This is a genomic window from Desulfosporosinus nitroreducens, from assembly GCF_023897015.1.
Classification (GTDB): Bacteria; Bacillota; Desulfitobacteriia; order Desulfitobacteriales; family Desulfitobacteriaceae; genus Desulfosporosinus; species Desulfosporosinus nitroreducens.
The window spans coordinates 71,244-97,595 of sequence record NZ_JAMHFY010000009.1; the positions used below are offsets into that span (position 1 = coordinate 71,244).

General features: G+C 46.8%; 26 protein-coding genes and 1 tRNA gene. 2 read left to right on the forward strand and 25 right to left on the reverse strand.

The window, feature by feature from the left end:
- Positions 1 to 5: 5 nt before the first annotated feature.
- The 4 genes from M8E35_RS11815 to M8E35_RS11830 form a co-directional block, all read right to left on the reverse strand.
- The gene (locus tag M8E35_RS11815; RefSeq protein WP_252469283.1) at positions 6 to 533 is read right to left on the reverse strand and encodes an Imm42 family immunity protein; all 528 of its coding nucleotides are present in this window, start codon (positions 531 to 533) and stop codon (positions 6 to 8) included.
- A 405-nt stretch (positions 534 to 938) separates the two neighbouring features.
- Positions 939 to 2,675 carry a sigma-70 family RNA polymerase sigma factor gene (locus tag M8E35_RS11820; protein WP_252469284.1) on the reverse strand — a complete coding sequence of 579 codons (1,737 nt, stop codon included), beginning with the start codon at positions 2,673 to 2,675 and terminating at the stop codon, positions 939 to 941.
- Positions 2,676 to 3,260: 585 nt separating this feature from the next.
- The gene (locus tag M8E35_RS26725; protein ID WP_309446465.1) at positions 3,261 to 3,950 is read right to left on the reverse strand and encodes a DUF4830 domain-containing protein; all 690 of its coding nucleotides are present in this window, start codon (positions 3,948 to 3,950) and stop codon (positions 3,261 to 3,263) included.
- 44 nt (positions 3,951 to 3,994) lie between these two features.
- On the reverse strand, positions 3,995 to 4,531 hold the full coding sequence (locus tag M8E35_RS11830; RefSeq protein ID WP_289710800.1) for a DUF4256 domain-containing protein: 537 nt from the start codon (positions 4,529 to 4,531) through the stop codon (positions 3,995 to 3,997).
- 840 nt (positions 4,532 to 5,371) lie between these two features.
- On the opposite strand from M8E35_RS11830, the gene M8E35_RS11835 reads away from it, so the two are divergent.
- The gene (locus tag M8E35_RS11835) at positions 5,372 to 5,791 is read left to right on the forward strand and encodes a hypothetical protein (protein WP_252469288.1); all 420 of its coding nucleotides are present in this window, start codon (positions 5,372 to 5,374) and stop codon (positions 5,789 to 5,791) included.
- Positions 5,792 to 5,892: 101 nt separating this feature from the next.
- Here the strand turns inward: M8E35_RS11835 and M8E35_RS11840 are convergent, their stop codons facing one another.
- The 6 genes from M8E35_RS11840 to M8E35_RS11865 all read right to left on the reverse strand — a co-directional run bounded on the left by M8E35_RS11840 (position 5,893) and on the right by M8E35_RS11865 (position 8,818).
- Positions 5,893 to 6,117, reverse strand: a complete 225-nt coding sequence (locus M8E35_RS11840) for a hypothetical protein (RefSeq protein WP_252469290.1) — start codon at positions 6,115 to 6,117, stop codon at positions 5,893 to 5,895.
- A 50-nt stretch (positions 6,118 to 6,167) separates the two neighbouring features.
- On the reverse strand, positions 6,168 to 6,449 hold the full coding sequence (locus M8E35_RS11845) for a hypothetical protein (protein ID WP_252469292.1): 282 nt from the start codon (positions 6,447 to 6,449) through the stop codon (positions 6,168 to 6,170).
- The gene (locus M8E35_RS11850; RefSeq protein WP_252469293.1) at positions 6,446 to 6,883 is read right to left on the reverse strand and encodes a hypothetical protein; all 438 of its coding nucleotides are present in this window, start codon (positions 6,881 to 6,883) and stop codon (positions 6,446 to 6,448) included. The genes M8E35_RS11845 and M8E35_RS11850 overlap by 4 nt, the downstream gene beginning before the upstream one ends.
- A 182-nt stretch (positions 6,884 to 7,065) precedes the next feature.
- Positions 7,066 to 7,452 carry a hypothetical protein gene (locus M8E35_RS11855; RefSeq protein WP_252469295.1) on the reverse strand — a complete coding sequence of 129 codons (387 nt, stop codon included), beginning with the start codon at positions 7,450 to 7,452 and terminating at the stop codon, positions 7,066 to 7,068.
- Between the two features lie 48 nt (positions 7,453 to 7,500).
- The gene (locus M8E35_RS11860; protein ID WP_252469297.1) at positions 7,501 to 8,265 is read right to left on the reverse strand and encodes a DUF4367 domain-containing protein; all 765 of its coding nucleotides are present in this window, start codon (positions 8,263 to 8,265) and stop codon (positions 7,501 to 7,503) included.
- Entirely contained in the window at positions 8,255 to 8,818 is a 564-nt protein-coding gene (locus M8E35_RS11865; protein ID WP_252469298.1) for an RNA polymerase sigma factor, read from the reverse strand. Before M8E35_RS11865 ends, M8E35_RS11860 begins: the two co-directional genes overlap by 11 nt.
- Before the next feature lie 366 nt (positions 8,819 to 9,184).
- Here M8E35_RS11865 and M8E35_RS27225 point away from each other — a divergent pair, with 366 nt between their 5' ends.
- Positions 9,185 to 9,340 (forward strand): Rpn/YhgA-type helix-turn-helix domain-containing protein, encoded by a 156-nt coding sequence (locus M8E35_RS27225; RefSeq protein ID WP_508012314.1) that lies wholly within the window; start codon positions 9,185 to 9,187, stop codon positions 9,338 to 9,340.
- Between the two features lie 166 nt (positions 9,341 to 9,506).
- Here M8E35_RS27225 and M8E35_RS11870 read toward each other — a convergent pair whose 3' ends face one another.
- From M8E35_RS11870 to M8E35_RS11940, 15 genes are all read right to left on the reverse strand, one after another.
- The gene (locus M8E35_RS11870; RefSeq protein WP_252469299.1) at positions 9,507 to 10,499 is read right to left on the reverse strand and encodes an NADH:flavin oxidoreductase; all 993 of its coding nucleotides are present in this window, start codon (positions 10,497 to 10,499) and stop codon (positions 9,507 to 9,509) included.
- 277 nt (positions 10,500 to 10,776) lie between these two features.
- On the reverse strand, positions 10,777 to 11,259 hold the full coding sequence (locus M8E35_RS11875; RefSeq protein ID WP_252469300.1) for a GNAT family N-acetyltransferase: 483 nt from the start codon (positions 11,257 to 11,259) through the stop codon (positions 10,777 to 10,779).
- A gap of 202 nt (positions 11,260 to 11,461) precedes the next feature.
- Complete coding sequence (locus M8E35_RS11880; protein ID WP_252469301.1) at positions 11,462 to 12,142, reverse strand: GntR family transcriptional regulator; 681 nt, start codon at positions 12,140 to 12,142, stop codon at positions 11,462 to 11,464.
- A 107-nt stretch (positions 12,143 to 12,249) separates the two neighbouring features.
- Positions 12,250 to 13,167, reverse strand: coding sequence for a selenium metabolism-associated LysR family transcriptional regulator (locus tag M8E35_RS11885; RefSeq protein ID WP_252469302.1), 918 nt, complete (start codon positions 13,165 to 13,167; stop codon positions 12,250 to 12,252).
- A gap of 110 nt (positions 13,168 to 13,277) precedes the next feature.
- Positions 13,278 to 14,744, reverse strand: a complete 1,467-nt coding sequence (locus M8E35_RS11890; protein WP_252469303.1) for a glycine betaine uptake BCCT transporter — start codon at positions 14,742 to 14,744, stop codon at positions 13,278 to 13,280.
- Between the two features lie 115 nt (positions 14,745 to 14,859).
- A complete protein-coding gene (gene grdH, locus M8E35_RS11895; RefSeq protein ID WP_252469304.1) occupies positions 14,860 to 16,179 on the reverse strand; it encodes a betaine reductase selenoprotein B in 1,320 nt (439 codons plus the stop codon).
- Between the two features lie 14 nt (positions 16,180 to 16,193).
- Positions 16,194 to 17,519 carry a glycine/sarcosine/betaine reductase component B subunit gene (locus M8E35_RS11900; protein WP_252469305.1) on the reverse strand — a complete coding sequence of 442 codons (1,326 nt, stop codon included), beginning with the start codon at positions 17,517 to 17,519 and terminating at the stop codon, positions 16,194 to 16,196.
- Between the two features lie 82 nt (positions 17,520 to 17,601).
- Entirely contained in the window at positions 17,602 to 18,984 is a 1,383-nt protein-coding gene (gene selA, locus M8E35_RS11905) for an L-seryl-tRNA(Sec) selenium transferase (protein ID WP_252469306.1), read from the reverse strand.
- A gap of 24 nt (positions 18,985 to 19,008) precedes the next feature.
- Positions 19,009 to 20,163, reverse strand: coding sequence for a glycine/sarcosine/betaine reductase complex component C subunit alpha (grdD, locus tag M8E35_RS11910; RefSeq protein ID WP_366946875.1), 1,155 nt, complete (start codon positions 20,161 to 20,163; stop codon positions 19,009 to 19,011).
- A gap of 22 nt (positions 20,164 to 20,185) precedes the next feature.
- Positions 20,186 to 21,667: a glycine/sarcosine/betaine reductase complex component C subunit beta gene (grdC, locus tag M8E35_RS11915; RefSeq protein WP_252469430.1), complete on the reverse strand. Its 1,482-nt coding sequence runs from the start codon at positions 21,665 to 21,667 to the stop codon at positions 20,186 to 20,188.
- 311 nt (positions 21,668 to 21,978) lie between these two features.
- Entirely contained in the window at positions 21,979 to 22,449 is a 471-nt protein-coding gene (gene grdA, locus M8E35_RS11920) for a glycine/sarcosine/betaine reductase complex selenoprotein A (protein WP_252469309.1), read from the reverse strand.
- A 79-nt stretch (positions 22,450 to 22,528) separates the two neighbouring features.
- Entirely contained in the window at positions 22,529 to 22,846 is a 318-nt protein-coding gene (gene trxA, locus M8E35_RS11925) for a thioredoxin TrxA (RefSeq protein ID WP_252469311.1), read from the reverse strand.
- A 42-nt stretch (positions 22,847 to 22,888) separates the two neighbouring features.
- Positions 22,889 to 23,818, reverse strand: a complete 930-nt coding sequence (trxB, locus tag M8E35_RS11930; RefSeq protein ID WP_252469313.1) for a thioredoxin-disulfide reductase — start codon at positions 23,816 to 23,818, stop codon at positions 22,889 to 22,891.
- A gap of 49 nt (positions 23,819 to 23,867) precedes the next feature.
- A complete protein-coding gene (gene selB / locus M8E35_RS11935; protein ID WP_252469315.1) occupies positions 23,868 to 25,736 on the reverse strand; it encodes a selenocysteine-specific translation elongation factor in 1,869 nt (622 codons plus the stop codon).
- A gap of 201 nt (positions 25,737 to 25,937) precedes the next feature.
- Positions 25,938 to 26,033: transfer RNA gene (locus M8E35_RS11940), tRNA-Sec, on the reverse strand.
- Positions 26,034 to 26,352: the final 319 nt, after the last annotated feature.

Below are 26,352 nucleotides of genomic sequence, written 5' to 3' on the forward strand. Positions count from 1 at the left end.
ACGTTTTACGGTTGTTTCATAAGTTCTAAATCATATATATTGTCGAGTTGCTTGTAAGTTTCACAAATTACCCTATCGAATTCTCCCTTGTTGATGTAAGCCTCATTGATTCCTCTAAGTCCTTGGCTAATACCTTCTCTAAAGACAATTCGTGACTGATTCTTACCCTCTACCAAAAAGACTTTACTTTCATCAAAAATGTCGACACGCGGAACTATATCGAAACGAGCCCACATTTCCTCAAGTCCGACCTCTTCGTACTCGGATTCTTTGTATCCGTATAGAACATCATTTAATCTGTTAAATAACTCGAACTTACTCAAGTGAAACAGTTCCTCATGTATTCGTTTTCCATTATCACGAATCATATTGTGTAGATGGAACATTACATCCCTCAATGATGTGCCTAGTTCATAATCACCTATTTGCTTGCCTTTAATAAAATAACAAATTCCTCCAAACATCCATACGCCACCATAATCCGAAGCTAATTCGTATTCAATTGCAAATTCCGATTTGTTACCTATAATCATAAATCCCCCAACTTACAAAAAACAATACTTATATAATGCATTTATTTACCCCCACAACCCTTGGCTTTAATTCAATCCTCTCGTGAATCCGCTCTTATGGACAAAGTTTGACGCATACTTTTCATTTTCGCCGGACCCGCCGAACCTTCCTGCTTTTCCTTCTACTAATCACTAACTATACCAAGGGGCGTTCATTTGCGAACAAGCAGGACTACTCATAGATTAGACTATAAAAGGGTACCCTTATAGGTACCCCAAAAGCCAAAAAACTAATCCTTACTCAGTGATTCCAGTAACTTCTGAAGATAGTCGATTTGTTCCGGTGAAAGCTTTTTCACGGTACCCAGTAGTCGTTGGATCTCCGGTCCCAAGATCTGTTCTTCTTCTGTGAAGAATTCCGCAAGGCTAATTCCGAACGCTGCACTGGGTCAATTTACCGGGGATTTTGAGCAATTCATCCTTTTGGAGCTGTCCGCCGCAGGAATAATAGTAACCATTGTCCTGCCAATCGAGCATATATTTAACACCCGCCAATTCGATCTTGATGAGTCCCCCGGTTGCTTTCCTGCCATCAAACTCAAGTTCTACGGGTGACCTGCTAGCATTTGAAGGCAGATTGGTATGCAGCACAGGCCCTTGGGTGACAATCAACAACGGGTTCTGCTCACCGAGGACGGAATACATACTGAGCAGGGCACCTTTACCCTCTTTTACTTCAACCCATTGGTGTTTGATCTTATAATTCTGACCAGGCAAAATATATGGAGCTTGATTCAAGCGATCTGCTGCCTCAGTCAGCGTTATATCCTGAGGAAGATTGAGGACTTGACTGTTTTCCTCCTCAATGGTTACCCCTTCGGGAAGATCCAGTTCAAACAAGGAATCAGGCAGTCCCTGATTGAGGCGAAGCTCCCTCACTTCCCGACGGTTTACCAGCTCTCCTTTGACATTATAATATTCCGTTCGCATTGGCATCCAGGTTTCTTTGTCCATCCAGTGATGAGTATTCATTTCCCCCAGCCCGGGAACTTGTTCACTGAATTGTACATGAAGAACCGGCCGACCTTGCAGGTATTCCGTACCTAAGATCCGGCTGGATTTATTCTCGGCCATCGCCTTGAGGCTGTCCGGGAAATTAAAGTTGGCACGTTCTCTATATTCCTGGCTTAAGATAAGTTTTCTGACTTGGCGCTTATCGGCAAGCCAACTCAGCATCATTCCGTCTTTTATAATTACCGTTATGTGCCCGGTTGCTGCACTGTCCCCGTCTGTCCGATAGCAATCAGGCTTCTTGAACCAGATATGGGAGGTCATGGTGGTCGGTTTTCCCTGCTCAAAGAAAGTAGCATCCACGATTTCCTCGTAATCCTCTGTTTTCTCTATCACCGCCTGCACCTTATCCTTAATCTCAGCTACGGAAAGGGTTATTTTTCCGGTCAGTGAATGCAAGAATGTCAGAAAGTCCTTTTGCTTTTTCATCTCCTGTTGCCATGCAGGGTTTTGCGACAGTTCTTGTTCAAAGGCATTTCTGGCTGCTGCCTCCATGGTTCCTTCCAAATAGTCACAAATTCGGTTCTTTATATCTGATGACTCTAGCGTCATGTCTACTCGCTCCTTTGGCTTTTTTCTATACTGTTTCAGTGTCTCCTGCAGACGGGCCCGGGCCCGGAATAACCGGGACTTGACCGTTCCCAGGGGAAGATTGTATTCTTCCGCCGCTTCCTGTAAATTCAATCCTCTTACATCAATATCAAGCAGGATTTGCTGTTGTTCCAGAGGAAGCCTTCTAATCTCCTGCCCCAATTCCAACTTCAGCGTGACAGCATCCTCGACAGACAGTTCCCCGGTGTTCAGCAGCTCCGCTGTTATCCCCGGCATTACCCTGCTGCTGAAACGCAGCAACAGGTATACTTCGTTGGTTAATATCCGCCGCCACCAGCCGGTAAAAGCGCCTTCATCTTTCAAGCCTGACAGGTTATTAAAAACCTTAAGCATAGTGTTTTGTACGGCGTCCTGAGCCAGATCCTTATCTCTCAGCAGGCAGAAAGCCTGTTTGGAAGCCTGGGGATAGATTTCCCGGATTAATTCTTCCCAAGCGTCAAGGTCACCCTGCCGAGCCCTCCCAATCAGATCTTTTTTCACGCTTTGATCCTCACCTCAACTATTTCAATTCGAAATGCATTTCAGTACTTAGGATTCATAATGGGGTTAAAAAGTTCCACTGATTTTAAATATTATCATGAGCCTAGTCTAGGCATTTTTATTATCTTCTATTTTGTATATAACAAAGGACCCATATGTGGGCTGGTTGCATATTTTACAATTCATGGGTATAATATAAGAAAAGGACTGACGTGTTGCAAGCACGCCAGCCCGGCAGATTGTCTAACCAAACGGTTAGCCCGAATTAGAGATTATAAGAAATAACCGCCATCCGGCCAGGGGCGGTTATTTCTTCTTCATGATCATAACAATGAGCGTCGCAAATGCAATCATGAGATACATCGCCTCAACCATTGAGATCATCCTACCACCCCCTTTCTGAAAGGGTGTGGCCAACCGTCCCTCGACAACCTGTTACAAGTATTATAGCATAATCTTCCAGACAATAAGATGTAACTTTTCCCTGATTATTCACAGAGTTCAGGCCGCCTCACAAAACGAGGCGGCCTGATTTGTTCCGCTGCCAAAGATTAAACTTAAAGGATTCTGTTCCTCACAGCGATGCTAAGGTCCTGTTCCTTCACTATCAATCCTCCAACCGCTTTTATCCGATTCCTTTTTTAGAATAATAAATCTGGTTTGCTTTCCGCTGTTTGAAGTAATCTCATTTTTAAATTTGAACTCTATTGTTGCAGCATACTCCACAGTCCCCTTTGGATTACCCAAGCCGCTTACTTCTCGCAAACTAATAAATTTTGCTGATTTTACATTCTGTTCGCCATCCATATAGACATTATTATAACCAGCGTTCATAAGCAGATTATTATCCATGTTTGCAGCCAAATAATTACATAGATTTTGTCGAGTCAAACAGGCAAACTGCATTTTTTGATCATGGCTATTCATAGCTTTATAATATTGTTTTACGATGTCCTCTGGTTCCATTTTAGATAATTCTATTTCTAGTTCATTATTATAATTGATATAGTCACTAATCCAATGATCCCATTCTTTATTGGTGAAATCTGTTAAGCTTTTTCTATCAAGTGAGCAGGCAAAGCAGTCATGTCTCCCCGCATCAATATAAGCTCCAACGATTTTGCTATTGTATTTCAAAACGATTCCTCGTGAATTCATTCTTGGATTCATATACTCAGGCAAGGGCTCCCTAAGCCTATAAATATCAACCTCTACTTCCTTCCCCAGGTATTCACTATAGTCCAGGCCGATATTTTTAGAAAGTTCATTATTGATTTCTCAACTTCACAGTATAGACATACTACCGGGGTTATGGATTTTTAGACCCTTAGCGAGCCACGAAAACCCCTGGCAGCATAGTAGGATTCTGCTCCATTGTGGTATACAAAGACAGTCTCGTAGCGACGATCACAAAAGATGGCCCCGCCGAGTTTTCGAATATCAGCAGGTGTTTTCACCCAGCTCGATGTTTTCGTATCAAAATTCCCAAGTTTCTGCAGCTCCCTGTATTGTTCTTCCGTTAAAAGCTCAATGCCCATGGCAGCAGCCATATCAATAGCATTATTTTCTGGTTTATGTTCTTTTCTTGACTCCAGTGCTTCACGGTCGTAACAAACACTTCTGCGGCCTTTAGGACTTTCTACTGAACAATCATAAAAAATGTAATCGCCCGTCTTTTTATCATGACCAACAACATCCGGTTCACCGCCAGTTCTTTCCATTTCATTGAGTGACCACAGCTTTTCAGTATTAGCTTCCAGTTTTGCTTGTACTTTAGCCCATTCAAGACCTTGATGGCGGTTCATGTTTTTCTCAAAACGGGCTTCCAATACTCTGAGTAGTGCTACGTTCGACAAATTCAGTTCCCCCTTATTGATTTACTCACAATAGTTTAGGGATATCCGTAGTTGTTGCAGATATACCTTCTTATAATACGTTTACATTAATCATTATTGCTTTTGTCTTAAAACTTATCCTAGAGCAGGAAATTAAGTAGTTTATGCAAAAAAACCTCGTAGATTACAAGGTTTTATTTGTTCTCACAGAAAAGGAGGCGCCTTTTGAACTGCACTCAGTTCTTTAGGCGCCTCCTTCTTTTGTCTTCATTCCCGAACACTGGAAAAGCGGTCACTATGATTACTAAATCGTAGATTAGATGAATTGAGAATTTTCGTATTTGCTGACTATATAAGAATTTATTAAATTAAAAGAGTCGGATAAATTGCATATCCGACTCTTCTTAATATATAGTTTAGGATAGCTTATCTACCCAATTCAGAATGAACTACTAACATTTGTATATAGGCTATTGGTATTTATTTTAGAAAGAAAATTGATTTAATTATAGCTGAAGGAGTTAAATAAATGTTGCAAAAAGTCTTCTTTGTTGTCTTTAGTTAATGGAAAGATATTCAAAGGAGGTTTTTATTTATGAAAAATTATCAGCCCGCTACCCATCGTTATTGTTCCTTTCTCCACCGCACAGACGAAATCAAACTTATAGCCTTCCCCCTGTATTAAGGTAGTTGACATAGAGACCAAAGAGAAATATTCTTAGAAAGGAATAGTAGGAAGGAAAACGATACAGAAGATTCATCAAACAAGGGATATACGGAAAATAACAATGATCAGGAGATTCAATGACTCATAAATGGTTGTTTTGAAACGCTAAAATTAATTTCAAAGAGGAAATATTATTGAAAAAAATTAGACTCTTATTCATTATAATAAGTATAGTGGGGTTAATTGGAATCTTAAATTATGTACCACAGCCTGATAAGATAATAATTACACATAATGGCATAACCAAGGAAATTACTAAGACGGATAATACTTATAGTTTGATTCTAGAAGTTGTTCGAAAGTCCATATATTTTAATACTTTCAATTTGGAGAAACTCAAATGTGCAGCACCGTCAGAACCAAATAAGATTGATGGCATCGAGTTTTTTTATAATAGACCAATTGTTTTAGGTTCAAACATTTTAATAAACAAATTCTTTATTGATGACCATTCCGTCCTGTTTGTTTACAAAAATGGTCAATACATATATGGCGGGCAAAAACTGAAATACAAGACAAATTTATATGACGAAATTATCCAATATTTAAGTTGAATGGGTAAAAATCCAATGAGTTATTGTTATACTTTGCCCCAAGGGCGGCTGTATTTTCCCCACTGAGTAGAGAAATCCCCCATATTATTTCACGGATCCTTTCACTTCACCGCATAATATGTGATTAACCCGGCAAGAGTGACAATCTTCTCTTCGGCTTGTACCAAGAATCTTACGCGCGTACGATTCTTGGTACAAGCTCGGCCGGTTACCCCTGCAATAGTACCAATATTACTAGTACTCCCTGTAACAGATACTAGGAGATCCGTACCATGGTTAATATAAGCCTTTCTCCTTTCGGGATCTCCGCTGCAATTTATCCACATTTTAGTATCTTTATAAGCATACCTAGGGAAACCAAATGTTTCTCCATTATCTATTGTGGCGTCACAGAATAGTCATAAAACGGTTGAATAAAGACTTCATTAGTGTCAACCAATTGATTATCTTCGTTAATACTGTATATCTTTCCATCTACAATAACGGATACTTCATCTTTATATCTCTCATCAACACATACTTCTACATTCAGGCCCTGTGTATCAACTTCAACAAGATACTGATTTAATGTCGATGCTTCAACAGGTGTATTCAATAACCCAATAAATCCACAAATCAATAAAACACTACATAAAGCAAAAGCAATAATTTTTTTCATTCTTTTTCTTCTCCTTTATTTGGATTAATCTGTATTTTCCCAGATGCGATATTAGTAAAACTAGCAGATGCTCCTATACTGTATATATAATACTCACCTCCTTTTGGGGCAATAAAACTAGCTTCCAAAGTATCAGATATTGGGGCTAAAAAAAAATCTGTATATTCTTCATTAATGCAATAGCCTAAAACACAATGATCTACGTTTTCTGTTTTAATATTTAATACTATTAATACCTCATCGCCTTTTTCAAGATTAATACCATCTCTTCCATTGATTTTATAAAACCCTAACTCGCCATTGTCAATCTGGGATTTTGGAATTTCATATACGTTTTCATTTTGATTTTTAATTGATATAACTTTTGATTTTAATTCCATACCGTTATGATTAACTGTCTTATTTGGCATTTTCAAGGCAATAAGTATTGACAAAAATACTGCTAACATGAATATAATGAAAATCATGTATCTCTTTTTATTAATAATTCTTCCTCCTTCGCTTTTCCATGTCTGTTTTAGACAATTGTTCGTTTCCTTCCTTGTAAATGAACTTAAATTGCAGACAGTGAATATATCGAATTTCTAGTTTCTACTGACCCTGACCTGATATGGAATCAATATGTCACCATAGGGGAGTATAGTGATTGGGTTTCCAAAAGTTTGCCCGAAGTATCATAGATTTTAGCGGTGGCACAAACCCGGTAAGTCCCATGAACAACGTAGTACTCCCCTTCTACTGAGGCAATTGCGGCCCCGGTTGCCGACGCTGTCCATGTCTTAATTTTACTCCAGCTGCTGCCGGAGGATTTTTGCAATTCAGCTGTTACCACCGTTGTGTAGGAGTCAAAATAGCCGGCGGCAGCCCCTACACAGGTAGCCAGGCCCGATGAGCTTATAGATAATCCCGGATTTAAATAGGAAATGTACGTAAATTGAGGAGAACAAGAATTATACAGAATAATCGTTTCATAAACTAAAAACCTCCTTTGAATGTCTTTCATTAAATAAAGACAAGCAAGGAGGTTTTTTGCAACACATTTTTTTAAATTTTAATTTATATATTTTACCCCTTCAGAGATTTTCATCGCCACATCCTGGTCTGTCTGAGCCCGAATCATAAATATACGGCTATTCATTTCCCATATGATTGTCACCACTGAGTTCTTTTCCACCAGTGTTCCCTCATGACCGTTTATATCGACGGTTTTAGTGACTAAAGCATTCTCCGTATCCAGCGCGGGCCTGTTGCCCTCAATTAACTCTGTATAAGTAATCAATCCTCCCTGCTCGTTCTTAAATTGGATTTCATTGTGAATTTTACCTTTAGAAATATTGGTGGCTTTATAGCCCTCCGGTATATAGGTCGGCACATAGGCTTGGCTCCAATTGACAACCGCATTGCTTCCCTTCAAGCCATTCTCACTCTCCTTTAGTTCAAAAGACGTATATTGCTGCCGGATATCCTTTAATAGATTGAGTGCTTTTACTCTCAAGGCCTGCACGCTTGCGACGGTGGTAAACATGATGACAAGCATGATCAGTATTGCTACTGCCGCTTTGTTTAAAATCCCCAACATTCGTCGCCTTGCGGTATAAGTTTTTGCCTTGTTTAACCGGGTGTCCAGTTGCAGGCTGAATTTTTGAAGTGCCTCTTTTGAAGGAGCAAATTCGGGATCATTTTTGAGTTTTTCCTTTTCCTCCAGGTAAAGCTTTCCTTCCCTTTCGGCAGCATCGTGCATAACCAGCTTAAACAAACTGTCATCATATTCTTCAAGAAGCTTTTTTCGGATCTGATCCGGACGGTTATTTGGCATGATTATTCATCTCCTTGCCCATCATTTGTTTAGCGTTTCTGCGGGCTCTTGTTAAATACTGCCGGACGCTGTCGGGAGCGATATTCAAAATTGGCGCGATTTCACTATCATCCATATCCAAAATATATTTAAAATACAACAGTTCTTTTTGCTTTTCAGGAAGTTTCAATATGGCATTTCCCATTTCTTCGATTTCTTCCTGATGAATAATCCTGTCCACTATCGTATCTTCACCATCTGGAATAGATTTTGCCATGTCACTTTCTTCTCCATAATACAAATGTTTTGTTTCTACGTCTCTGTGTTTAATAAAGTTGATAGCCACACTCCTAGAACTATAGACAATATAAGCGGCCGTTTTGCAACTATTTAAAGTACGAATTAGAGAGATTTTGTCAACTAATTTTAAGAAAGTATCATTAATCAGGTCCTCAAGGTTGTCCAAATCATGGGTAATATTATAAACAGTCTTCCGTACAAGACCATAATAATCATGATATAAGTTCAACATAAAGGCCTTATCGCTATCGACGGCTAGTGCCGCGATTATCATCAGATCACTTCCTATTATTACTTTTGTAAAGTTTTTCCCAAGAAAAATATCATAAAGAGTTGTCTTTATAGTCCCTACCGAAAGCTTGTTGATCAAGATATTTATTTCAGGCCTTTAGAGGTTAGTAGGTGATCAGTCTCTTTAATATAATCTGAAACAGATCCCAAGGCCCCATTGAAGAATACCTCTTCTTTTTTTATTTCAGAATCTCCTGCAATCGGGATGCGAGTTGTCAGGATTTCCCCAAGATAATAAGAAGATCCGGTATGGAATAAATTTTATTTAGGTGAGAATTTTCTCCCTCCGGACCTTGGTTCTAGGGGTAAGCAGCTTGATCTGGGCAACCGCCAGCTCATTGCTCACCCTTTGGTAACAAGGCTGAAGTCTGAGAAGGATAAAGGGAGAGCTGAAGGAAAGGCTGAAGTTGCAAAAAACCTTTTAGACATGGGATTTGAAATTCCAAAGGTAGTCCATGCAACTGGTCTCTCTGAAGAAGAAGTTAAGAGATTACGAGATAACTAAAGTCAAGTAGGAGATAGCCTACACAGCTAAACAAGGTGCTTCGCGTCAACACGCGAAACACCTTGTTTTTCGTTTTTTTGTAAACTGCCTGGAAGGGTACCTTAAACCTTTACATGCATTACCCGGTGAGCCACGTTGTAAGCAGTTCTTGACCTAGGGCATTCCCTCATCGCAATGTTTCAATTGCCTGTTTCGCCCATTGCGAATCCTGAAGTACAGCGCGACCGACACCGATGAGGTCAGCTTTTTCATCTAACAGCAATTTCTCAGCCGCTTGGGGTTCAGTAATGCCGCCAGTTAGAATTACAGGGATGGATACAACCTTTTTAATTGCTTCAGTCAGAGGGGAGAAATAGCCTTGCTCAGAAATTCCCGGAGATTTATAACCTAAAAAGCTACCGGAAATATCGAGAATGGTGATGCCTGCTTTCTCGAATTCTTTGGCCGCTATCTGGCTATCTTCAATCGTGATTCCGCCTTCCTTATAATCGCAAGACCCTAACCGTAAGAGTAGTGGGAAATCGTTGCCCACAACAGCTTTGACTGCTGCGATAACCTGCAGATGGAGGCGAAGGCGATTATGAATAGTTCCACCATACTCATCGGTTCGCTTGTTGCTCAAGGGGGAGAAAAATTGGTTAAGTAGGTAGCCGTGCGCAGAATGGATCTCCACTCCGTCAAAACCTGCTTCCTTTACACGACGAGCAGCATCCTGAAAGGCTTGGACGATACCGGTAATTTCCTGTTTGGTAAGCTCTTTAGGGGTATTTCCATTCCAAGGATGGGGAACTGGGGAGGGAGCGACCGGAATCGTTCCAATGACTTCCTGAGTGGTGGCGCTTCCAGCGTGATTAATTTGCATCACAACCTTTGAACCATTGCTGTGAATAACCTCGGCTAAACTTCGTAATCCTTCCACCAGATGATCATTAGCGACACAGAGTTGATTCTTGCTAGCTTTACCTTCGGGGCTTATGAAGCTGTGTTCAACTATGATGAGCGAGAAATAGCCGCCGTTCGATTTTTCTTGGTAATAGTCGAGGACCGCCTTGCTTACACCACCGTCCGCTTCGGACTTGGCAGTGGCCATGGGAGGCATTATCAGACGATTATGCAAGGTCAACGAGCCCGCGTACAATGTATCTAGTAAATGAGCCATAAGGAACCCTCCTTAAATTTTAAACTATATTCCCATTGAGAAAGCCTGTCCTATCTGATCTCCTATACGATAATACAATCGATACATTTTTTTAATATTGCCCACTGCAACGGGAATTAATGTGAATGAGTAGTGTTCATTAATTCACTATGTTATTTTACAAAGCAGCAAAAACCGGATTAAGATCAATTATCAAGTCAGGTAAAGCGCTCACGGTTATTTTCTTCATCTGAATAGGCCGTCCATAGCGCTTATTCTTCTGTTCAGATTTCTTGGTTCAAAAATAGTTGGGTATTGCATCTATTGAACAATTCAAAAGTTCATTCCAGCTAACATCATTACAATATACCATGCAAACGCTTTTTTCATATCTTTGAAATTTCAAAGGTAATATTTTAAAGTTGAATTTCTTATAGAATTCAGGATTTATATCTGAGAATAAAAAAATGAAGGAGTCTTCTTTTTCTTTTTGTAGGCAGTTTTTTAACAATTCCGTGGCATAACCTTGACCGGCGTGAATTTTTGGTGTTAATACAGACCCAATACCATATGCTTTTTTTCCAACAATATCCTTGAGTTTTAATATTATCAGAGAGCTGACAATTTCGTTATTGACATCTAGGACATACCTTGTACCACACACATCTTCCTTGGCATTATCGGCACAATATTGTTCAAAGGTCCTGTTTTTGCTCCACTCCTTGTACCCTTCACTGAAGATAAAATTTATCTCTTGAGGCAGCGCCTGTCTGAAAATCATCTTAATAGTCTCCTTTTTGTGCATAGTTTTCCTGCCGCTTCCGCGGCAAACTATCAAAATAGTCTTTACAACTCCAGACCTATATCCTTATGTATACAAACTATTATAACATTATCTCGTTGTAGTATGGTGTGTTGACAATGACAAATAAAAAAAGCGACGGATTGCAGAGTGCATTCCATCGCAGCATCACCGATACAGGCTATTGCAGTTCCCGCTGTTCAACTGCCTCTATATAGCTGTTAAAATGGGCTTCAATTTCCCGGTATACCAGCGGCAGGTCGTTCTGCTTCAACGCCTGTACAATCCGGGTATGCTCCTGCGCCTTTTCATGAAAGGTACCAAGCGTGATCACATCCTTATTCATGATGATCAGCAACTGGTAGAAAAGCCCCTCCAGAATCTTTCCACGGCGCAAGCTACCAGACGCCTTCCAGAGGTAGCTGTGAAACGACAAGTCCAAGTGATTCAGGCGGTACAACATCTCATGCGGTTCCATCTGCTGGCCTTCCAGCGCATACATCTCCGCAGTCAAGTCGTCCAACTGCCGGAAATCCATATCCTGCAAGGCGCTCGCGCCGACGAGCAGCTCCAGAATCCGCTTTTCCATGGCGATGCGGATATCAAACACCTCCATGGTTTCCTCATGTGACATCTCCAGCACGTAATTACCCTTGCGGGGCGAAAACATAACCATGCCCTGCATATTTAGTTCCCGCAGGGCCTCCCGTACAGGTGCACGACTGATGGACAGATCGTTGGAAATATCGGATTCAACGAGCTTATCGCCACTTTTAAACTCCCCGGACAAAATTTTATTCTTAATATATAGTACAGCCAGTTCGCTCAGGTTGTGCTTTGTATAATTTTGCGCAAAGTCCATTTCTATCACCAATCATCTTTATAATGCATTTTATTATACTATATATTTCTGAAGATGCACAGTGCCGGAGGATAACGACAATATATAGGAAAATACGGAGCACAAAGCTATGCCGGTTTCTTTGTTCCATAGTAATATTGGGCGATAAAATCTACAAACAGCTTCTGCACCGGGGATAACACCATATCCTTCTTTAGCAGCAGGTAGAACCTGCGCAGGAAAAACTGGTGGTCAACCTCGATGGTTTTCACCAGGCCCATTTGCACATAAAGAGCGGTTGCTGCCTTCGAAAGGAAGGAAATCCCCATCCCGCTGGAGACTGCCTGCATGACGCCTTGTGTGTTATCCATATAGCAGGCCGGCTTTAGATCATCGAGCGACAGGTCGTGCTTTTTGAGATACAGGTCGAGCTCCTGCAAGGTTCCTGAGCCTGTCTCGCGCAGGATAAACGGCTGACTGCGGATAAAATCAACCAGGTTTTTACGGATAATTGCCTCATCCATATCCAAATCCGCTGGATACACAAATACCAGCGTATCATCACAAAAAGGCTCCTGTATAAATTTATTGCTTTGTATTTTCGTACCCACAATTCCAAAGTCGTAATAGCAGTTGCCAAGCTTCGCACCGACAAGGTTACTGTTGCACTGGTGGACACGGATGATAATATTCGGGTAACGCCGGCGAAACGCTGTGATGATCTCCGGCAGCAGGTACTGTGCAGGCACACTGGAGGACAGTACGGATATCTCCCCCCTGCTGTTGCGGCCAAGGCCGCTGACAGACTGGATCGCCTGATCACGCAGCGCCAGCATGTTTTGTGCATAGGAAAAAAACTCCACCCCAACTTTGGTGGGATAGACTTCTTTTGTAGAGCGCACCAGCAGCTGCGTGCCGAGCTCTTTCTCCAAAGAGCTGATATGTGCGCTGATGGTCGGCTGGGATAAATAAATCGTATCCGCCGCCTTCGAAAAACTGTTGAGCTTCACAACATATACGAAGGCTTCCAGTTGCTTCAAATCCATAGCTGCCCGCCTTTCCGGGAAACATCCCGCCCTGATCAAGATAAGAAAAACAAGCCGCCCGGTTTACCAGAGAAGCTTGTTTCAGTTGGTGCGAAGTCCGCTTGCTGTGTCTATTTTGCTTTTGGAAGCTGCTCCTCGAGCAGTGCCTTATACAGGCATACGCAGCACAGCAGCATAATAATAGCAAAGGGGAATGCCGCCACGATGGAACATGTTTGTAGCGCAGACAGGCCGCCGGTCATCAGCAGGACGAAGGCCAGTACAGCCTGCAGCACACCCCACAAAATCTTCTTAGAATTGCCCGGGTTCAGATCGCCCTCCGATGAGAACATCGACAATACGAATGTTGCCGAATTTGCACTTGTCGCAAAGAACGTGCACAGTAGCAGAACCGCAATAATCGAGAGGATAAAGCCCAGCGGATATTGACTAAATACAACAAATAGCGCTGTCTCTGTGTTTTGGATCGCAGTCTGAATCACGGAGTTGTCCAAATTGAGGCCAAGGCCGCCGAAAATAGCAAACCATACCATAGAAACCAGCGACGGCACACAGATAACACCCACTACAAACTCCTTGATTGTCCTGCCTTTGGAGATACGGGCGATAAAGGTGCCCGTAAACGGACCCCAGGCAATCCACCATGCCCAGTAGAAGATTGTCCAGCTGCTCAGCCAGCTGTTGTCGCCAAAGGGGTTGATACCAAAGCTGTCAGCAACAAAGTTGTTCACATAGCTCCCCAAACTATTTGTAAAAATATTAATGTCCAAGAGCGTGGGACCGATCAAAAAAGCGCCACCCATTAAGGCAACTGCCAACACCATATTGATGTCGGAAAGCAGCTTGATGCCCTTGTCGATGCCGCTGACGGCTGTCCAAGTATAAACAACTGTAATCGCGGCGATGATAATAAATTGTACGAAAATCGTCGACGGAATACCAAACATATGGCTGAGACCGCCGTTTATCTGAAGCGCACCCTGTCCGAGTGATGTTGCTACACCCGCAACCGTCGCAAATACTGCAGAAATATCAATGAGTTTTCCAATTGGCCCGCGCACGCCCTCTTCTCCAAGCAGCGGTACAAAAATACTGCTGATAAGGCCTGGCATCTTTTTGCGGAACTGGAAGTAGCCAAGCGCCATTCCGATTACCGCATAGCCCGCCCACGGGTGAAACCCCCAATGCATGAATGACTTGCGCATCGCCAGATTGGCGGCCTCTTCGGTCATGCCGAAACTCACGTAATGATTGAGTGGTTCGGCCACGCCCCAGAATACAAGGCCGATGCCCATGCCGGCGCCAAAAAGCATGGCAAACCAGGAAAGCGTGCTATATTCCGGTTTGGAATCATCATCACCCAGCTTGATTTTACCGTATTTGCTGAATGCAAGCACCAGGCAAAAGGCAACGAAAATAAACATTGACATCAGGTACAGCCAACTGAACTTGTCAGTCAAAAAAGCAAATGCGGCGTTCATGCCGTCCGCAAACTGTTTCGGGATAATGAGCCCAAGCACAACAATAATTAACGTAATCGCTAGGGATATAATGAATACGGTGTTGTTCTTTTTCATATTGCTCTCATCTCCTAATCTAATCGTCTGTCTTCTGTATTGTGGGCAGCAGCGCCCTCCATGTCACTGCATGAAAGGCGCTCAGCCCCTTAAAGGAAGAATGAATTGGCAGCCGTTAGATTTTGACCTTAAAGACCTCAGGTTCCTTAATATCTGTTGTCAAAGCATCCAGTGCAACGCCTACACGGTGGTAGCGCAGCTTGAATTGCTCTTCGGCAGATGTGCTCGGGTCACCCAAGGGATAAGGAATGGAGATGGTGGGCACCAGACGGTTTACACCAACGGTCTTTGAAACAGGAATCAGGTTGGCCATCTGTACGATGGTGATGCCAGCCTTTTCAATTTCTCTTGTCATCGTTGCACCGCAACGTGTACAGGTTCCTCATGTGGAGGTCAGGATGGCGGCACGAATACCATCCTTTAAAAGCTCCTCTGCAATTTCGCGACCCATTCTGGCGGCTTCGGCCTGTGTGGTGCCGGTGCCGACGGTAGAGTAGAAAAATTTGTAAACGCCACCGATCTTACCTTCCTTCTGGTATGCGCGCATGGCATCCAGCGGCACGATAACGTCGGGGTCGTTATTGGCGGCAGCCGGGTCAAAGCCCGCGTGGATCGTCATGTACTCGCCCTTCTGCAGGTTCTCGAGCATGCTGACATCGTATTTGCCCCATTTTGTGGCAGATGCAGACTGAATGCGGTCCGGGTTGCCTACCGGCACAATGCCGCCGGAGGTGACCAGCGCAACCTCCATTTTGCTGAGCTCTTCCGGGGTGATGGCGGTTGCAATCGGCGCCCGGTCGGATTTCGGAATCGGCAGCTCGGTCTGGTATGCCTCTCCACGAACTTTCTTGAGCAGCATATCAATTGCGCGGTCCGCTGCTTTAACAGGCGGATCAAGCCAGATCATATCGCGGATACCGCGGCCAAAATAGCCTTCCACAACTGCAGGCAGCAGTTTCTCACCCTTGAGCAGCTTCAGACCATATTTAGCCATTGCCTGAACGTCTTTTTTCATCGCTGCGGCGCTTGCGCCGCCCTTGAAGATAACCATCTTGGAGCGGTACATTTCCACACCGGGGTTCTCTTCATTCATGGATGTAAGCACCGGTACGCCGAACTTGTTTTGTACCGCATTGCAAATATGGCCGCAGGCTGCACCATAACGTCCGGCGCGGAATGCCGGGCCTGCAAAGAAAATATCGAATTCCTTGTCGTTGAGGAAGCCCAGAATCCTATCAATGCCTTCCTCTGTGCGCGAACCCATAAAGTTGTCGCCGCAGATAACCGTGTGGGTTACGGTCACCTGATCGCCCAAGGCTGCCTGTAAAGCTAATGCCGGACCGACACAACCTTCGCGGATTTCAGGCTCATGATCTGCAAGTTCTTCGCCGCCAATCTGGCCAAAGAACTGGTTTAAATACAGAATTGCTTTCACGCCTTGACCCTCCTTTAAAATTCCACCATAGTTTTTGTCGACCAGCCAACTACCTGGTCGCCACAGAACATGGCATTGTTTTCCATGATGATCGAGCCATCCGGCCGCACAGACGGCCCAAGTTTCTCATCATTGCCCCAGCCGCCGGACAGGCCGTCGCGGCTAAGAGATTCCAACTCACCCAGCACCGCAGGCATGGCCGGAAGTTCGATTAACGTGGATACATTACCGCAGGAGACAATTGCGTCTTCTTTTACATTCATAGAAACAAGCGGCTGGCTCGCTCCGTCGCGGCCAGTACATTCGTTGGAAAGACCGACTGTTTTTATGCCGGCCTCTTCCAGCGCCACCAGGCATGCCGTGAAGTCGGTGTCCGGGTTGCCATAGCCCTCCTCGGCCACAATCGCAGAGTCTGCGCCAAGGGATTTTGCCATCTGTGCCACAAAAATTGCCGCGCGCTCTTTCTGCTCCAGTGCGACATTCAGGTTCGACATGATGACGCCGAGGAAGTTCAGGGTCTTGCCATGCTCTTCATACAGGCGGCGAATCATCGGGAAGTTCTGGAAATCATAGGTCGACCACTTGGATGAGCAGGGCATGAAAGAACCGGAGATCATCGCCCCGTCCAGCACCTCGTTCGGATGCATGAAGGTCGGTAACATATGGTTGCAGTCCCAGCCATAGTTCAGGTCGTTGTAGCCCATCTCTTCCATCTGCGACTGTGGCTGCAGTACCAGCACGACGCTCGGCAAATCGTTGACTGCCTTCGGGCGCTTGGTTACCGGCTCCAACTCGTAGACGTCGGTGTCATCCGGCTGCAAATCCTTTGTGCAGGCGCCAATATACTCTGCCAGACGCATCCCCGCCCAGCGCAGCGCACGGTTCTTCTTCTGCTGCTCATGGCGTTCGAATTCCTCATCGGTATGGGCAACGAGCACGAGGTTTTTCAGCTGTGAGTAGTATGAATATTTTGCGCCTTCGCCCCCCATGTCGATCAGGCCATCCTGGAAGCCACCATAATGCTTGCCAACCACCAGCACACTCATATCTTTGAGCGCATGGGTTTTGCCATTGCCGGCCTGCATCAGTTCGCCTGTCACACCGGGGAATACCGGCCCGCCACCAACGCGATAACGGGGCTCGATTGCTTCCTTGACCGGCACCAGGCGAACCATATCGCCGGGCTTGACAACGTGCAGTTCTGCTTCTGTAATATGGGTATCCTCCCGCACAACGGCGAGAGCCTCTTCCTTATTCACCGTCAGGACTCCGTCTTTCAACTCGGTTTTAGCGCCGAAACAGATATCCTTTACATGAAAGTTTGCAAGGGTTAGTTTCACAGAGACATCTCCTTTCCGATACTTATTGATTCTCATGCGACCGGGAACATTTTCCATCCGCCGGTTCAGCATGGATCGATGGTTATGTCTTTGAAATATGGTTCAGACATGCCGCCAAAGTTGGTATTTCATTGCCGTCGACCGTGCGCATATCGAGCAGGACGCTGTCCTGTGAGACACGTGCGATCACAGGCGGATTGCCCATTCGCAAGCGCTCTTCCATCGCATTGGCTGAAAGCCGATCAGACAATATACCAACCGCACACGATGCAAGCGTCACATCTGGCAGCGAGCCGCCGCCAATCTGCGACAATGTATCCATAATCGAATAATGTACATCGGGCCGCGCCTCCAGCAGGCTGATAAGCATCTTTGCCTTTGCCTCCATTTCCGAGACGGGCGAAGTAATCATCCGTAATGTCGGAATACTCTTCACCGCGTTATCCGGGTCAAGGTACTGACGTAACGTATATTCCAGCGCAGCCAGTGTCAGCTTGTCGATGCGCAGCGCACGCAGCAGGTGGTTTTTCTTCATGCGATCAACCAGTGCTTTACTCCCCACAATGATGCCGGCCTGCGGCCCGCCGAGCAGCTTGTCGCCGCTGAAGCACAGCACATCAGCATACGGCACGCACTCAGCCACGGTCGGTTCCGTGCGTATGCCATAGTCTTCCAGCTGGGCAAGCAACCCGCTGCCCAGATCGTAAATGACTGGAAGCCGGTTTTCCTGCCCGATCTCCCACAGCTGGGTGAGCGGCACCTCCTGGGTGAAGCCCACAATGCGATAATTGCTGGTATGCACCTTAAGCAGTGCGCCGGTTTCATCTTTAATGGCGTTCGCATAGTCGGCCGGGTGCGTTTTGTTGGTTGTGCCCACCTCGACCAGCTTGCAACCGCTGTGCGCCATGATATTCGGCACACGGAAGGAACCGCCGATTTCCACCAGCTCACCTCGCGAGACAATCACTTCGGTGCCTTTGGCCAGTGTATCCAGTATGAGGTAGACCGCCGCTGCGTTGTTGTTGACCACCAGCGCAGCCTCCGCTCCCGTAATTTCCGTGAGCAGTGCCTCCACATGTGCATAGCGTGAGCCTCGCTCGCCGCTCTCGAGGTCATACTCCAGATTGGAATAACCCGTTGCTGCGGCGGTCAGCGTCTCCATTGCCTCATCCGAGAGCCGCGCCCTGCCAAGGTTCGTGTGCAGAATAACGCCCGTCGCATTGATTACACCCCGCAGATGGCATTGCAGCACCTGCCCCAGTGCAGTCAGAATCCTGTCCGTAATGCCCGGCACACCCACTTCACTCGGGTTTCCGTCCAGAATTGCGTGCCGGCATAAATCAATCTGTTCCTGCACCACGCGCTTAACGACCTGGCCGGGCATGTCGGCCGTTACGGTTGAAAGCCGGCGCAGCAAGTCATCCACCTTGGGGAGCGCACGCAACAGGGCTTGTTTCTCTTCCACAGCATAGCCTCCAGATTTCATGAGTTACGAACCGATATAGCCCTTGTCGGCCAAAATCGATCGCGCCTGTTCCAATTGTTCCTCCGCGACCAGCACCACCGGCCCAGTGCAGCCCATGCCGCTTTCGGCATAAATGCCCGCAGCCCAGAGCTGGCGAACGGCGTCCTCAAGATCGAGGATTTCAATCCCCATGATCTCCTCGGTGACGACAACCTTCGGCGGCGCCTTTATCTCCTGCGGTTCTTCCGCACCCTTTTTCTCCTTTTGCAGGCCGGCCAAAAGGTTGTCCAAGCCCGCTTTTTTCGCTGCGGCCAACTCCTGGGCGAAAATCTTTTGATAGCCGCCCTTTACAAGCTGTGCGGCAAACACCATTGCGCCCCGCGCCACTGGCATGCCGGATGCCCGTGAGATAATCAAAATCAGCTTGTCGAAACCTTCTCCCAAGCCGGGCCCGTAGCCATAACCAAGGGATTCGTAGTTGCCGCCGGTTGTATAGGCGGCCAACAGCTTCATCAGCAGGTTGCCGGTCAGCGGGTCCGTCACCATCACATCGCAGGAAGCCGCCAGCAGGTCATTACCGCGCATCACCGCGCCGCCGTCGCTGCGCCTCGACTGTGCAAATGTAATAGGATAACCCGCCGCCTGCAATTTCTGCAGTGCGATCTCTGCCTGTCTGGCGCCGTCCACATTCAGGATGCCAACCGTTGGATTTTGAATGCCGCAGGCTTTGGCCGTGACAATTCCATAGATCGCGTTGCGCACCATGCCCTCCACGCGATCAAGAGCAGTTGTGCCGGTCGTTGTTGCGATAAACATTTCCTTTCCGGTGGCCGGCGTAATCACACGGCCAACGGTAGAAACGCCGATTGGGAACGGGTAATGCATGGTTACGCCGCCCAGCGCTTCACCGCTGTCGAGCAGGCTTTCGAGGCGCTTGTGGCCCTCCTCGCTGCTAGAGACGGATACGACCTCCACACCGGGGTAGTCAAGGGGCTGGCTGCCGATCAGCTTCACGAGAAGCCCCTGGTCAGCAGCCTCTTTGGCTGCATGGTAAATCAAATCCTCGCCGTGCTCACTGCCCATCGCCGTTACGGCAATCGGCACCCGCTGCATGGACGCACCGTTTTCCAAGATATCCGCCATTTGCAGAAATACATTCGAGATTGTCTTGTTGATCATATTACTCAACTTGGCTTCCCCCCTATTCCTGCAGCAAGTGGCCAGCAAAATCCTTGAGCGACTGCGCGATCAGCTTCTTCACGGTTTCTTCCGAAACCGCTTCCGACTGGCCCTTTCCGCTGTTTTGCTGCAAGACGAAGGATACGCCATCAAACAGGTTTGTCATACGGCCGAGGAACAAGCTCCCCTTGCCGATAAACATGGCACGGCTGATTTTGCCCTCCAAGATATCTTGCCTGGCAAAGCCCATATACGGCACGCCGGAAGGAATATGCCCCTGTGTCGGCGCCCAGCCGACCATGCCGTGCTTTTTGACGAAATCGGCAAGCTCCGCCTTTTGAATTTCACCGCGCATGGCAGCGAGGGCACCGATCATCTTGTAGTTTGCTTCCGGCACATTGCCTGCGCCCGCGGGCTTTGTAATATCCGGATTCTGCATTTCCACGGAATACTTGTCAACATCCGTCAGCTTGAGCCCGGCCTTTTCGAGGGCGGCGGCTGTCAGCGAGGAGATTACAGCCTGCGGTGATGAGCCGGTACCCACCGTATGCCTGCCGAGGATATCTGTGTTGATTTCCGGGCTGATGCCGTCGTTTTCGCCGACAAGTATGGCAAACCCGGCCACACAGTCCTCCAGTGCCGGCATACCCTTTTTCACGTGGTCTTTGCCGTTCATACCCAGCTTCGCAGTCGAGCCGCCGGCTGCAACAACCACATATTTGAACAAGCCGGCCTTTACGAGGGATGCCGCTTGTAATAGCGCATGGGTAGGCCCTGCGCAGAAGCCGCGTACATCACAGCCGGTTGCGTTAGTAAGGCCCGCGATTTCCGCAGCAGCCTTTGCAAAGTTGCCACCGCCGCGCTGGTTCATATCGCCACAAGCCTCTTCCGAGCATTCGATGACATAGGCAATCTCGTCCTTGGCCACATCTGTTTGATCCATCAGATGCAGGATCGACAAGACGCAAGACGCCTTAGATACAATATTTTCAAAGATAACATGCGCCGACAGAGATTCATCGAAGTCATGGGCAGCCTTGATGCAGCCTACCATCTTGCCCAGATAATAGATCGGTTCTGCGTGCTCTTTATCAATAAGTTTACGCAGTTCCGCCTCCTTGCTGGGCTTATCAAACACCTCGAGCTGAGATGCATCGATCAGGGCATGCTGCCCCAGCTTTTCCTTTAGGTCGGCAGAGAAGCCAGCCTCAAGCTTGACCAGGTCGAACACATCGCAAATCTTCATCATACCAATAAATTCATCTTCCGGCATGATTTCCCCATATTTCCCCTTGCGCTGTGCGCCCAGGGCCTTCTGCTCATACCACGGTAAAGCATAACCCTCGAGCTCTTCAGGAGTCATATTGCCGATGTACACCTGATTTGGCAGGTAAGCTACACAATCCTCGTAGCTGCGCAGGCTTTTTTCCAACTGTGTCAGGTATTCGGCATTCGGATCCGCTTTGCGCTGTGTAGTCTGTGTTGTACCATTGTTCACAACCATATCCGGCGCGTGGGCAATAAAGTAGCTCGCGCCTTTTACCACGCTGTACAATTGAAACACCCTTTCCGTTCTGGCAATATAGTTAGTCTAAAATTAAATCGTTTCGAAGCAGCAAGCGAAGCCTGCCTGCACACCAAAGGCGTGCGATTGACTAAGATGACAATGCATCGCACCACAGTTGCGGCGGTTGTGCATTGCACACCCCTCAAAAACAAATAGATTGTTTTTAAGGCCATTAGTATACAAAGGGGCGATGACACGAAACAAAACCGGTATGCTGGTTCCTTTCGTTTGTCATCATCCCTTGCCAATTAGTTGTATTTACAATATTGCTCCCGGATCGATGTCATTTCCTTGATGATATCATCAATGTCCAACACCATTTCCATCATGCTGATCTGCTCCTCATACACCTGAGGGTCGACTTCATCCTTAATCTCTGGTTCGCAGACATGGTATACACGCAGTCCTAACTGGACTCCCGCCAATGGACCTGCAAAAGTCGGGTCACCTGCGGTTACGGTTTCAGCTGCCAGTCCGGCTGCTTCACCTTCGGCTGCCCCGAGAACAATAACGATGTTCTCGGCACCGAATTCTTCCGTAAACTCTTTCACCCGCTTTTGATTCTCCAGGTCCATGGCGCCTGCCGCGGTTCAAACGAAGCATTCTGTCGATGAGAATACAACTTCTGCGCCGGCTGTTGAGCAGCAGGCTGCAATCGCCGGGCCGGGTATGCCATCCCTGTCGCCAACGATAATGACTTTCTTATCTTTCAGCAACATGTTTTCTTCCTCCTTTTAGAATTTTATAAGTCATTAGGATTTTATAGTCAGTGCGCAGGGGCAAAGTGCCGCTGCTTCACTAAATATACTTTTGAATCATGGCCTCGATATTTTCGGGAGTTGCATCGTCCTTGATAAGCTCCTCCACCTTTTCCCCGCCTTTGTAAATCGCAATAACAGGCAGGCCCAGAATCTTCTGGCTGATGGCCAAACGGCGCGCGCCGGTGGTGTTCAGCTTCGTGAACTTGATCTTGTCGCCATACTTTTCACTGAAGCCCTCAATATGCGGCAACAGAGCCTTGCAGGGCTCACAACCGTCACCGAAATAATCGACCAGTACAGTGCCCTCCGCCTTCAGAACTTCGGCTTCAAAGGTTTCCTTGTCCAATAACAGCATGTCCTTCTCTCCTTTTCTTTGACTATATTTGAGACGTTTATGTTAATGCTCCAGATATTTTTCCACCGTCATGGCTGCAATTGCTCCGTCCGCTGCCGCGGTGACCACCTGACGCAGTGTTTTGATGCGGATATCCCCCACTGCAAATACACCCGGAATATTTGTGCGCATCTCTTCGTCGGTTTTGATATAACCGTTTTCCATTGCCAGTACGCCCTCAAATATAGCCGACTGCGGCAAGAACCCAGTAAAGCCAAATACACCAAAGGTACCATCTTCTTCATTGGCGAACACTTCGGTCAATTCGCCGGTCTTGACATTTTTGACCACCATGCTCTCCAACAGGCCGTCGCCCTTCAGCTCCTCTACGACGGTATCCCACATAAATTTGATCTTCGGGTTGGCAAAGGCCTTTTCCTGAATGGATTTCGCTGCACGCAGTTCATCCCGACGATGGATGATCGTGACCTTGCGCCCAAATTTTGCAAGATATATACCTTCTTCTACAGCGGTATCGCCGCCGCCAACTACATAGATATCCATATCCTCGAAGAAATTGGCATCACAGGTTGCACAATAGGACACACCCTTGCCGATCAGCTCCTTCTCACCCGGGCAGCCAATCGGGCGCGGGAATGCGCCGGTCGCCACAATAATAGCCTTAGCGTGGTATTCACCGTGCAAGCCCTTGACAACCTTGACATCGCCGGAAAAATCCACAGACGTGATAGTATCCTGCGCGCGCTCCACGCCAAACTTTTCTACCTGTTTGGTCATTCGCGCCACCAGCGACGCGCCGGACTCTTCGTCCAGACACCCAGGATAGTTTTCAATCTCCGATGTGATGACAATCTGTCCGCCATCCTTCTGCTTTTCGATCAGCAGTGTGTTTAGTCGAGACCTGCCTGCATAAAGGCCGGCGGAAAGTCCGGCCGGGCCTGCCCCGAGAATAATGACGTCATAAACCTGCATATCGTTCCTCCACCCATTCTTTTCATAGTTTTGTTTATGCCTATAGCATCTACAACAAAATACGATCCTCGCCGGCGCGCTTTGTCAGCTTCTCCTTGTCGAAACGTTCCAACAGCAACAGCGCATATTTCCGGCTCGTCTGCAGCCTGTCGCGAAAATCCGGTAGCTTGATCACGCCATGTTCGACCGCGAGCTCTTTGACGATCTCTCTGGCATCCTGGTATAGCTGCCGGTCAATCACCAGCTGCCCATCCAGCGCCATCAGCGTATCCAGCAGCAGATATTCCATCACCTGCTGTTTTTCCCTAAAATTGCCGACAAGCTCCGGCAAGCTTGGCAACGTATAGCCACATTCACGCACCTGACTCTCCAACTCGGCACGGATTTCCTGCTGGTGCGGCGAAAACTGCGGGCTGAAATCAGCGGTTGCCACCAGATTGTCGGCAATTTTCACCACGTTTCTGGATTCCAAAAGGGAGAGCAACAGGGCAAACTTCCTATCGCCTCCGGCGAATGTCTGGCGGGATTTCAGCTCCGCCTTGGACATTCCCCTGCGCAATGCATATGTGTGATGGTAGTTCAGCAAAAGACCTATCACCTCTTCTGTAAACACACCAACGCTGTCCGGATGTATGAGGAAATCCTGCAGCTGAATCAGCCGTCCGGCTGCCAGCAATTCCTGCAGGGTTTCCTCAATCGATGCCAGATATACCAGCCCGGCCAGCATATCTTTTGTAAGCAGCGGATGCGCCCGCACAAATGTCTCCAGCATATCGGGCGCAGAGCCGGTATCCTTCAGTCGTACAGTGTCCAGAATCTCCTGTGTTACTTTGGGGTACCTCGGCGCAGTAGGGTCAACTACCCTGCCGCCGCCTATGGTTTCGACTGGCGAAATTGTACGCAGCACAAAGGCATCCCCCTTGCGCACCACCGCCTCCTGCTCAAACAAGATCTGCCCATACGCCTCCTGGCCTGCGGTCACTTGCCTAACGCCAAATGGGATAATTTTCACAACCAGCTCCCGCGCACCAATATACAGTTTCAGCCGATCCATTTTCTTGACGGTAAAGTCCGTGTTTCTGCTCAAGCTGAACCGGACATCCATCACCTTAGTGGCAAAGACCGAATCTTTTTTTGCAATGACACAGCCACGGCTTACCTGTGTTGAAGCGATACCTGCCAGATTGATCGCCGTGCGCTGTCCAGCGCGCGCCTCACGCACATCCTGCTCATGTATTTGCAGGTTGCGTATCTTCGCCGGGCGCCCTTGCGGATAAATCACCACCTCATCGCCGACATGTAATTTCCCGTCCGATAAGGTTCCGGTGACCACCGTGCCGAATCCGTTAACAGAAAACACCCTGTCCACGCTCATTCTGGCGTCCTTTTCCACACTGCGCCGGTCCGTCTGTACCGCCATACCATCCAGGTGGCCAACCAAGGCATCGAGCCCCTTGCCGCTCAGTGAATCCACCTCGACCAGCGGTGCATCCCGCAGGAAGGTATCCCGTAAATACTCTTTGGTGTCTTCAAGAACCAATTCCTTAAACTCCTCGTCCACCATATCAATTTTAGTCAGCACAACAATGCTCTGTTTGATATCCAGATAGCTCAGGATATCGACATGTTCTTTTGTCTGCGGCATTACACCTTCATTGGCTGCAATGACCACCATTGCAATATCAATGCCGCTGGCACCTGCCAGCATATTCTTTACAAAGCGTTCATGCCCGGGTACATCCACTATACCGGCGACTTTTCCGCATGGCAGCGTAAAGTAGGCAAATCCCAAATTAATCGTAATGCCGCGCCGTCTCTCTTCTTCCAGCGTATCTGTATTCCGCCCGGTCAGCGCCTTTACCAAGGCTGTTTTTCCATGGTCGATATGGCCTGCGGTTCCTATGACAATACTCTCCATGTCTTCAAACCCCGCACAACGATGTTATAGTCACCCCGAGGCTGCCACGATTGCCACCTTGGCAATCGGCAGCTCCAATACGGATAACGCGCCTAACGGCGCATCCGCTTACTTTGCATAATAATTCCTTCCACTTGCTGTCCGGCAAAATTGGTGGCCCGAGCGAACACGCCTCATTCTGACAACGTACCCGGGCCGTATTGGCGGAAGCATATGGGAATCGAACCCACCCACGGCAGTCAATGCCGCAACACGGTTTTGAAGACCGGTAGGCACACCAGTTACCTTTCTGCTTCCATAGTCGATTGTCTACAATCAACAATCTATGAATTCATTATAGCCGTTAAACAATTATTTGACAAATGCATTTTTAAATATTTGGCATACACTTTATTTCGATTATCTATAAATATAAATGTGATCATTCGTGCTAGATATTAATTTTTCGACAAATTAAAGGAAAAATAATAACTCCAAAAAAGTAGGTATTCTAACGAAGAAGGCGCACAAAACTTGATAAAAAAAGAGATCCGCTTTAAGCCTCATGGTTTATACCCCCAACGGCCAAACGGATCTCTTCATAATTCTTTTCTTTTTTTTCATATCTTTTGGTAGA

What these genes read in the sequence shown, in the direction of transcription:
- M8E35_RS11845 (WP_252469292.1), bottom strand. Translation starts at nt 6,449, where the DNA reads ATGAAAAAAATTATTGCTTTTGCTTTATGTAGTGTTTTATTGATTTGT.
- M8E35_RS11880 (WP_252469301.1), bottom strand. Translation starts at nt 12,142, where the DNA reads ATGGACTTTGCGCAAAATTATACAAAGCACAACCTGAGCGAACTGGCT.
- M8E35_RS11870 (WP_252469299.1), bottom strand. Translation starts at nt 10,499, where the DNA reads ATGGCTCATTTACTAGATACATTGTACGCGGGCTCGTTGACCTTGCAT.
- grdC (WP_252469430.1), bottom strand. Translation starts at nt 21,667, where the DNA reads ATGGTTGTGAACAATGGTACAACACAGACTACACAGCGCAAAGCGGAT.
- M8E35_RS11855 (WP_252469295.1), bottom strand. Translation starts at nt 7,452, where the DNA reads ATGAAAGACATTCAAAGGAGGTTTTTAGTTTATGAAACGATTATTCTG.
- M8E35_RS11840 (WP_252469290.1), bottom strand. Translation starts at nt 6,117, where the DNA reads ATGTGGATAAATTGCAGCGGAGATCCCGAAAGGAGAAAGGCTTATATT.
- trxA (WP_252469311.1), bottom strand. Translation starts at nt 22,846, where the DNA reads ATGCTGTTATTGGACAAGGAAACCTTTGAAGCCGAAGTTCTGAAGGCG.
- M8E35_RS11865 (WP_252469298.1), bottom strand. Translation starts at nt 8,818, where the DNA reads ATGATAATCGCGGCACTAGCCGTCGATAGCGATAAGGCCTTTATGTTG.
- trxB (WP_252469313.1), bottom strand. Translation starts at nt 23,818, where the DNA reads ATGCAGGTTTATGACGTCATTATTCTCGGGGCAGGCCCGGCCGGACTT.
- M8E35_RS11860 (WP_252469297.1), bottom strand. Translation starts at nt 8,265, where the DNA reads ATGCCAAATAACCGTCCGGATCAGATCCGAAAAAAGCTTCTTGAAGAA.
- grdD (WP_366946875.1), bottom strand. Translation starts at nt 20,163, where the DNA reads ATGATCAACAAGACAATCTCGAATGTATTTCTGCAAATGGCGGATATC.
- M8E35_RS11815 (WP_252469283.1), bottom strand. Translation starts at nt 533, where the DNA reads ATGATTATAGGTAACAAATCGGAATTTGCAATTGAATACGAATTAGCT.
- M8E35_RS11875 (WP_252469300.1), bottom strand. Translation starts at nt 11,259, where the DNA reads ATGATTTTCAGACAGGCGCTGCCTCAAGAGATAAATTTTATCTTCAGT.
- M8E35_RS11885 (WP_252469302.1), bottom strand. Translation starts at nt 13,167, where the DNA reads ATGGATTTGAAGCAACTGGAAGCCTTCGTATATGTTGTGAAGCTCAAC.
- M8E35_RS11890 (WP_252469303.1), bottom strand. Translation starts at nt 14,744, where the DNA reads ATGAAAAAGAACAACACCGTATTCATTATATCCCTAGCGATTACGTTA.
- selB (WP_252469315.1), bottom strand. Translation starts at nt 25,736, where the DNA reads ATGGAGAGTATTGTCATAGGAACCGCAGGCCATATCGACCATGGAAAA.